The following is a 7,535-nucleotide window of genomic DNA, read 5'->3' as shown; positions in this document are numbered from 1 at the left end:
GGGACCCAGGTGACTGGGCTGGGCTCCTGGGTCCCGGCTCTCCGCTTCGCTACGGCCGGGATGACGTCGGAGATTTGAGGCCCATCGACCCTGCTCCGCAGGGCCACCTTCTCCCGCAAGGGGAGAAGGATCATGAGGCGCGCGGCTTCCCCACCTTCAACCGCTCCGGATGGGCCGGCGGGTTGATCAGCTCGGCCCGCTCCTGGGGGGTGATCACCCGCCAGCGGCCCTCGGGCAGGTCCCCCAGCTTCAGGGAGCCGATCCGCACGCGCAGCAGGTCGACCACGTGCAGGTCCACCAGGTCGCACATCCGCCGGATCTGCCGGTTCCGCCCCTCCTTCAGGACGAAGCGCAGCAGCTGGTCGCCGATCAGGGTGACCTTGGCGTGGCGCAGCTGCCGCCGGTCCAGCTGCAGGCCGTGGCGCAGCATGGCGATCTTCTTGTCGGTGATCTGCCCGGTCACCTTGACCCGGTACTCCTTCTCCAGGTCCGACTCCGGTCCGATCACGGCCTTGGCCACCACTCCGTCCTCCGAGAGGATCAGCAGGCCGCGCGAGTCCATGTCCAGGCGGCCGACGGGGGCCAGCCGGTTCTCGGGCCCCGGAATGATCGGGCTCTCGCCATAGAGGGCGCCGGCCGTCAGCATCCGCACCGCCGGGATCTGGCCGGGCTCCGGATGGGCCGAGACGATCCCCACCGGCTTGTGGATCACCACCGTCAGGGTGGATTCCAGCTTGGCCTGGGCGCCGTCGGACAGCACCAGGGTCTGACCGGGCTCGATCTTGCGCCCGGCGTCCTCGACCGTCTGTCCGTCGATGGTCACCAGGCCCTGGGCGATCAGCCCCTCGGCCTCGCGCCGCGAACACACCCCGCTCTGGGCCAGCCAGCGGTTGACCCGCTGCGGCTCGGCTTCGTCATAGGTCTTGGTCCAGGCCATGGGTTCCTGCGGTCGGCGTGCCCGCGAACACTTAGGCGGCCCAGGCGGCGACGACAATCGGGCGGTTGACGCAGGTCAACGCGGCGCGCGCCCGCGATGGCCAGGGTCACGCCCATGAGCACCCTGGTCCTGCACTCCATCGCCATGAGCCCCTATGGCTGGGCCGCCGCGCTGACGGCGGCCGAGAAGGGCGTCGACTGCGAGATCGTTCCCATTCCCGACGCCGGCACGCCGGAGCGCGTGAAACTGCACCCCTTCGGCAAGATGCCGGTGCTGCAGCACGGCGACCTGTACGTCTACGAGACCCTGGCGATCGCCCACTATATCGACCGCGCCTTCGAGGGACCCGCCCTGCAGCCCGCCGACGCGAAGCGCCAGACCGACATGCTGCGCTGGATCAGCATCGTCTCCAGCTACGTTTTTCCGCTGATGAACGGCCTGATCAAGGAGCGCGCCGCCGCCTTCTGGCGGGGCGACCCGCCCAACGACGCGGCCCTGGCGGCGATGCGCGAGCCCCTGGCCCACCAGTTCGGCCTGATCGACGCCGCCGTCGGAAAGCAGCCCTTCCTGGCCGGGGATCAGCTGACCCTGGCCGACCTCTTCCTGGCGCCCCACCTGCACCTGGTCTCCACCACGCCGGAGGGCCAAGAGGCCCTCGGCCACGCCCCCGGCGCCGCGGCCTGGCTGGAGCTTATGCGGGCGTGCCCGACCTTCGAGGCGACCAACCCCCTGACCCTGCGCTTCGGCTAGCCCCCGTTGATCAGCTTCAGGGCCTTGTCGAGTTCCGTGGCGTAGTCGTTCAGGGCCTGGGCGGTGAGGGCCGAGTACTGGTCGGCGTCGGCCCAGCGTTCCTCCTCGATGGCCTCGCGGACGCCCGGCAGGGTCTTGGCGCCGTAGCCGGTGAAGGTCCCGGGCGCATAGACCAGGTTCTTGTACCAGGGCCGGCCGGGCAGGCCGACCTCCGGGGTCAGGGTCTGCTCGATCCCCTGGGTCAGCTTGGAGAGGCGCGCCTTGGCGTCCGGCGACAGGGCCGCGCCCTTGGCGGCGAGCGCTGCGTCATAGGCCTTGGCGCTGCGCTTGAGGTGGTCGACCGCGTCCTCCAGGGGCGCGAAGTTGAAGTGCGGCACGGCCTTCAGCGGGGTGGGGTCGCCGCGGGTCTCCTTGGGATCGTCGGCCAGCCTGTACGCGCCGGCGGCGATAAGTTTCGCCTGGGTGTCCGCCGTCTCCCGCTTGGCGTCGGCCAGCTTCTTCACCTGGTCGAGATAGGTCGCCACCGTGTCGGCGAAGTTGGAATAGCGCTGCAGCGGCAGGTCGGCGTCGGCCAGGCGCAGGACCAGGCGGCCGCCGGTCTTGGCCAGCGCCCCGGCATAGGCGAAGCCCGGATCGACGAAGCGGCTGTGATGCTCCCAGGTGTCGTAGGCCGAGTGGTAGACCCCGCCGCTGGAGCCCTCGCCGCCATAGCCGATGTTCAACGAGGCCAGGCCCACATGCTGCAGGAAGGCCGAATAGTCCGAGCCCGACCCCAGGGCGTCGATGGGCAGATCCTTGGCGGGATCGGCGGCGACCTTGGCCTGGGCCTTCAGGGTCTCGCTGGCGCCGGTCTGGCTCGCCCCCACCTGCAGGGCGGCCCGCAGGCGCTTGGCGACGCTGACGCCGGTCTGCGGATCGGTGACGTCGTCGGCCACCTGGGTCACCAGGTGCTCGAACGCATGGCTGCCGCCGACGTCCAGGAAGCCCCGACCGTTGCTGTCGCTGTTGATGTAGATGAGGCCCTTGGCCTTCAACTCGTCGGCATGGGTCTCGACCCATTCGGTGGAGCCCAGCAGCAGGGGCTCCTCGGCGTCCCAGCTGAGATAGACGAGCGTCCGCTTGGGCTTCCAGCCCTGGGCCACGAGGCCGCCGATGGCCTTGGCCTCGGCCAGCATGGCGACATTGCCGCTTAGGGGGTCGGAGGCGCCGAACACCCAGCCGTCGTGGTGGTTGCCGCGCAGGACCCACTGATCGGGCCAGGTGGAGCCCTTCATCGTGGCCACCACGTTGTAGATCGGCTTCTGGCTCCAGTCGGACTTGACCACGATGTGGGCCTTGGCCGCCCCGCCCACGTGGTAGGTGATGGGCAAGCCGCCGCGCCAGGCGCTGGGAACCACATTGCCGTCGAGGGCCGCCAGGAAGTGCTGGGCGTCGCCATAGGAGATCGGCAGGACCGGAATCTTCAGCAGGGACGGCGCATTTTCGCGCTTCAGCCGCTTGGCCTTCTCCGTGGCGCCGACCCCTGGCGTCAGGGGATCGCCGGGATAGAGCGGCATCTGGGCCACCGAGCCGCGCTGGAAGCCGCCCGCCGGCCGGGCCGCCCCCTTCGGATAGACGTCGTCGGTGGAATAGCCGTCGTCGCGCGGGTCGGAATAGATGATGGTCCCGACCGCCCCATGGTCCTGGGCCAGCTTGGGCTTCAGGCCCCGCCAGCCGGCGCCATAGCGGGCGATGACGATCTTGCCCTTCACCGAGACCCCCATGCGCTCCAGGGCGTCGTAGTCGGCGGGCATGCCGTAATTGACGTAGACCAGGGGCGCGGTGACGTCCCCGTCCCCCTGGAAGGCCACATAGGCCGGCAGCTGGTCGGCGGTGCGGCTGGAGCTCTCGTCGCCGGGGATCGGCGCCTCGGTGAGCGTCGCCTTGAAGGGTGTGGGTGAGATCAGCTCCAGGCCCACGGTGATGGGGGTCGGATAGAGCACCGAGAAGGTCTCGATCCTGGCGTCCCAGCCCCAGGATCTGTACTTGGCCAGCAGGGCCTCGGCGTTGGCCTTGTCGTGGGCCGAGCCGACATGGTTGGGCTGGGAGGCCAGGTCCTTCATCCAGGCGCTCATCTCGGCCGGCGAGATCTGGGCGTCGAAGCGGGTCTCCAGGTCCGAGGACTGCGCCAGGGCCGGCCCTGCGGCGGCGAAGACCAGCAGGGCGGCGATGGCGGTGAGCGTGCGACGCATGAAAATGAAGCCCCAGGTGAATGGCTCAGCTAGCCACCTCCCGGGAGCGGCCGCAAGGCGTCTTCCATGACGTTGGGGCGGCGGGTTAGAGACCTCGCATGACCCAGTCCGACTCCATCTCGCTCACCCCTGTCTCCGCCGGCCGCTGGACCACCTTCGCCGGGCCGGAATGGCAGAACCCCGGCGGCGGGCTCTGGGGCGGCTACGCCATCGGCCTGTTCATCCGCGTGCTGGAGGCCGAGCCGGAGGCGGTGGGCGAGGCCCTGTCGCTGACCCTCACCTATGCCGCCGCCCTGCCCTCGGGCCGGGTGGACATCCGCACGCGGCGCCTGCGCCAGGGCGGGTCGATCGGGGTCTGGGAGGTCGAGCTGCTGGCGGCGGGCTCGGATCAGGTCGGCGTCCACGGCATGGTCACAATGGCCCGGCGGCCGGAAACCCCGCCCTTCGCCTTCGCCACCATGCCCGAGGCGCCGGACCCGGAAAGCCTGCCGGCCCCCGAGAACACCCACGCCCCCCTGCACTACGGGGCCATGGCCTTCGAGCGCCGGGGCCAGGACATCTTCCCACCGCAGGTCAGCGGCGATTCCCGCTCGCTGGCCTGGGTCCGCTCGCGCCGCGCGCCGTGGGACAAGGCCCTGCTGGGCATGGTCACCGACAACTCCGCGCCGCGGGCCATGTACGCGCTGGGCCGCACCATCAGCACCACCACCCTGTCCCTCACCGTCTACCTCCACGCCAGCGCCGAGGAGCTCGCCCAGATCGGCGACGACTTCATCCTGATCGAGTGCGAGGGCCGGGTCGGCGGCGGCGGCGCCTCGGACGAACGCTCCAGCTACTGGAGCCGCGACGGCAAGCTCCTGGCCACCAGCGAGCAACTGGCCTGGTACCGCCCGGTGCAGAGACGTTCGCCGGAGTAGGCTCTCAGAGCAGGCCCGCCTCCAACGCGGCCCGGTGGAACACGGGCTCCCAACCGGGCTCGATCGCCATGACGGAGAGGACAGTGTCGGCCGATACGATCCGCCGGTGGGCGATCTCGAAGCGCGGCTCCCAGGGTAGAACATCGACCTCCCCGCGCCAGACTGATCGCACGAGCACCAGCCCCGCCTCCGGGCCCGACAAGCAGGCCGAACGACAAAAGCCCAAGAGCCTCGCGTCGCCGACGACTGCGCAGGTCTCCTCGAGCATTTCCCGTCTGAAGGTCTCCTCCCAGGTTTCGCCAAGCTCAGGACGTCCGCCTGGCCAGTCCCAGCGCACGCCATCGTTGCTTATCAGGATGACCCCGCCATCCTTCGCCACGCAGAAGCCGCACGCGCCATGAGGCACGCCGTCCGGCGCCACCCCCGGCGGATGCCAGGCTGACAACCAATCGCCGCCGTTCGTACGGACGGGAAACGCCTCTCCATCCGCCGCCGGTCTCATGCCCCTACTCCGCCGCCTCGGGCCTCAGCTTCCGCGCGAAGAAGTCCAGCGTCGTCCGCGTCCGGTGCAGCAGGTGGGTCTGGGTCCAGCCGGCGCGGTGGCGCAGGCCGGGATACATCATGGTCTCGAAGGTGGTCCCCTGGGCCTGGAGGGCCGCCATCAGCCGGGTGGAGTTGTCGAAGGTGACGTTGTCGTCGGCCATGCCGTGCATCAGCATCAGGCTCCCCGACTTCAGCCGCCCGACGCGGTTCAGGACATCGGAGTCGGCATAGCTGGCCGGATCGGTCTTCGGCGTGCCCATGTAGCGCTCGGTGTAATGGGTGTCGTAGAGCGTCCACTCGGTCGGCGGCGCGCCGGCCACCGTGGCCGCGTAGGGGCTGTTCTCCGCCGTCATCAGCAGCAGGCTCATATAGCCGCCATAGGACCAGCCGGTGACGCCGATCCGGGCGGGGTCCACATAGGGCAGCGACGTCAGATAGGCGACGCCGGCCATCTGGTCGTCCACCTCCAGCTTGCCCAGCCGCCGGTCGATGGCGGTCTTGAAGGCCACGGAGCGATTGGGCGTGCCGCGGTTGTCGATGGAGAACAGGATGTAGCCGGCCTCCAGGTAGAGTTGGTCGGCGGGGTTCTGCCAGATCTTGCGCACCATGGCGCTGCCGGGCCCGCCATAGACCTGGACGATCACCGGATAGCGCTTGGCCGGGTCGAAGCCCGGCGGGGTGCGCAGGGACCACCAGAGGTCCTGGCCGTCGGCGGCCTTGACCGTCCCATAGGTGGGAACCCGCAGGCGCGGGGCGTAGGGCGCGTAGGGATGGCCCTCGGCCAGACGGTTCTCCTCGATCCAGCGGACCAGGGTCCCGTCGGCCCGGTAGAGTCCGGTGCGCGGCGGGGTGGCGGGATCCTCATAGGCGCCGACGAAGGCGCCCCCGGCCCTGGCCATCTTCACCGTCCACCAGCCGCCGGCGGCGGTGAGCGGGTGGGGCTCGCCGGGAGCCTCGAGCGACACCTCGTACAGCCGCCGCTCGACGGGCGTGTCCTTGAAGGCCGTGAAGGTCACCACCCCGCGCCCCTCGTCGACGCCGGCCACCGCGTCCACCGGCCAGGCGCCCGAAGTGAGCTGGCGCACCCGCTTGCCGTCGGCGCGGTGCAGGTAGAGATGGCGCCAGCCGCTCTGCTCCGACGACCAGAGGAAGCCGCCGTCCTTCAGCGGCTTGAAGTCATAGGTCAGCTCCACCCAGTGGGGGCTGGTCTCGGTGAGCAGGATGCGCGTCTCGCCGGTGGCCGGATCGGCGGCCAGCAGGTCCAGGCGGCGCTGGTCGCGGCTCTGGCGCTGGACATAGAGGGTCTTGCCGTCCTTGGCCCAGTCGACCCGGGCCAGGTAGATGTCGAGGTCCGCGCCCAGGTCGATCTTCACCCGCTTGGCCGTGGCGACGTCAGCGACATGGAGCTCCACCACCGCGTTGGGTCGGCCCACCCGGGGATAGCGCTGCTTGACGATCTCCGCGCCGGTCGCCCCGATATCCAGGCGCTCGACGATATCCACCCCGGTCTGGTCGACATGGGTCAGCGCGATGCGGCTCTCGTCGGGGCTCCACCAGTAGCCGGTCTGGCGGTCCATCTCCTCCTGGGCGATGTAGTCGGCCGTGCCCCAGGATCTGAGTTCGCTCCCGTCGGTGGTCAGGGCGCGTTCCGCGCCGCCCTGCGAGGGAAGGACGAACAGGTTGTCGTCGCGGACGAAGGAGACGAAGCCCCCTTTCGGCGAGACCTTGGCGTCGATCTCGTCGGCGGCGGAATGGGTCAGGCGGCGGACCTCGCCGCCCGCCACCGTGTAGAGCCAGAGATCGCCCTCCACCGGAACCAGGATGAAGCGGCCCTCCTCGTCCCAATCATAGGCCACCACGCCCCGGGTCTGGACGCCCTGGCGCTCGCGGCGGCTCTTCTCGGCCTCGGAGAGTTCGCGGTCCTTGGGAATCAGGTCGCGCGCGTCCAGCAGCAGGCGCGGCTCGCCGCCGGCCACGTCGGCGGCCCAGAGGTCGGTCATCCGGGCGTCGTCGGCCTTGGCCTTCAGATAGGTGACCAGCTTGCCGTCCGGCGACAGGGTCACGCCCCGCGCCCGAGGCCCCGTCAGGTCCGGCGCCGCATAGACCCGCTCAGGCGTCAGTTTCTCCGCGCGCGCCGCACCGACCATTAAACCCGCC

At 70.1% G+C, this 7,535-nt stretch carries 6 protein-coding genes; 2 read left to right on the top strand and 4 right to left on the bottom strand.

Translation table 11 applies throughout. The annotated features are described in order from the left end of the window. Positions 1-130: 130 nt before the first annotated feature. Positions 131-937, bottom strand: a complete 807-nt coding sequence (locus Q7T09_RS00875) for a pseudouridine synthase (RefSeq protein ID WP_304697077.1) — start codon at positions 935-937, stop codon at positions 131-133. 114 nt (positions 938-1,051) lie between these two features. Here Q7T09_RS00875 and Q7T09_RS00870 point away from each other — a divergent pair, with 114 nt between their 5' ends. After that, positions 1,052-1,687, top strand: coding sequence for a glutathione S-transferase family protein (locus Q7T09_RS00870; protein WP_304697076.1), 636 nt, complete (start codon positions 1,052-1,054; stop codon positions 1,685-1,687). Here Q7T09_RS00870 and Q7T09_RS00865 read toward each other — a convergent pair. Continuing rightward, positions 1,684-3,918, bottom strand: a complete 2,235-nt coding sequence (locus Q7T09_RS00865; protein ID WP_304697075.1) for a transferrin receptor-like dimerization domain-containing protein — start codon at positions 3,916-3,918, stop codon at positions 1,684-1,686. The genes Q7T09_RS00870 and Q7T09_RS00865 overlap by 4 nt on opposite strands. 98 nt (positions 3,919-4,016) lie before the next feature. On the opposite strand from Q7T09_RS00865, the gene Q7T09_RS00860 reads away from it, so the two are divergent. Beyond that, complete coding sequence (locus Q7T09_RS00860; protein WP_304697074.1) at positions 4,017-4,835, top strand: thioesterase family protein; 819 nt, start codon at positions 4,017-4,019, stop codon at positions 4,833-4,835. A 4-nt stretch (positions 4,836-4,839) separates the two neighbouring features. On the opposite strand, the gene Q7T09_RS00855 is transcribed toward Q7T09_RS00860, so the two are convergent. Both Q7T09_RS00855 and Q7T09_RS00850 read right to left on the bottom strand, forming a co-directional pair. Continuing rightward, positions 4,840-5,337: an NUDIX domain-containing protein gene (locus tag Q7T09_RS00855; protein WP_304697073.1), complete on the bottom strand. Its 498-nt coding sequence runs from the start codon at positions 5,335-5,337 to the stop codon at positions 4,840-4,842. A gap of 4 nt (positions 5,338-5,341) precedes the next feature. Then, positions 5,342-7,525 carry a S9 family peptidase gene (locus Q7T09_RS00850; RefSeq protein ID WP_304697078.1) on the bottom strand — a complete coding sequence of 728 codons (2,184 nt, stop codon included), beginning with the start codon at positions 7,523-7,525 and terminating at the stop codon, positions 5,342-5,344. Positions 7,526-7,535: the final 10 nt, after the last annotated feature.

Origin of the sequence: Phenylobacterium sp. (assembly GCF_030645195.1) — a bacterium.
Classification (GTDB): domain Bacteria; phylum Pseudomonadota; class Alphaproteobacteria; order Caulobacterales; family Caulobacteraceae; genus Phenylobacterium.
This window is presented reverse-complemented; position numbering and strand designations above follow the sequence as displayed.

What these genes read in the sequence shown, in the direction of transcription:
- Q7T09_RS00875 (WP_304697077.1), bottom strand. Translation starts at nt 937, where the DNA reads ATGGCCTGGACCAAGACCTATGACGAAGCCGAGCCGCAGCGGGTCAAC.
- Q7T09_RS00855 (WP_304697073.1), bottom strand. Translation starts at nt 5,337, where the DNA reads ATGAGACCGGCGGCGGATGGAGAGGCGTTTCCCGTCCGTACGAACGGC.
- Q7T09_RS00870 (WP_304697076.1), top strand. Translation starts at nt 1,052, where the DNA reads ATGAGCACCCTGGTCCTGCACTCCATCGCCATGAGCCCCTATGGCTGG.
- Q7T09_RS00860 (WP_304697074.1), top strand. Translation starts at nt 4,017, where the DNA reads ATGACCCAGTCCGACTCCATCTCGCTCACCCCTGTCTCCGCCGGCCGC.
- Q7T09_RS00850 (WP_304697078.1), bottom strand. Translation starts at nt 7,525, where the DNA reads ATGGTCGGTGCGGCGCGCGCGGAGAAACTGACGCCTGAGCGGGTCTAT.
- Q7T09_RS00865 (WP_304697075.1), bottom strand. Translation starts at nt 3,918, where the DNA reads ATGCGTCGCACGCTCACCGCCATCGCCGCCCTGCTGGTCTTCGCCGCC.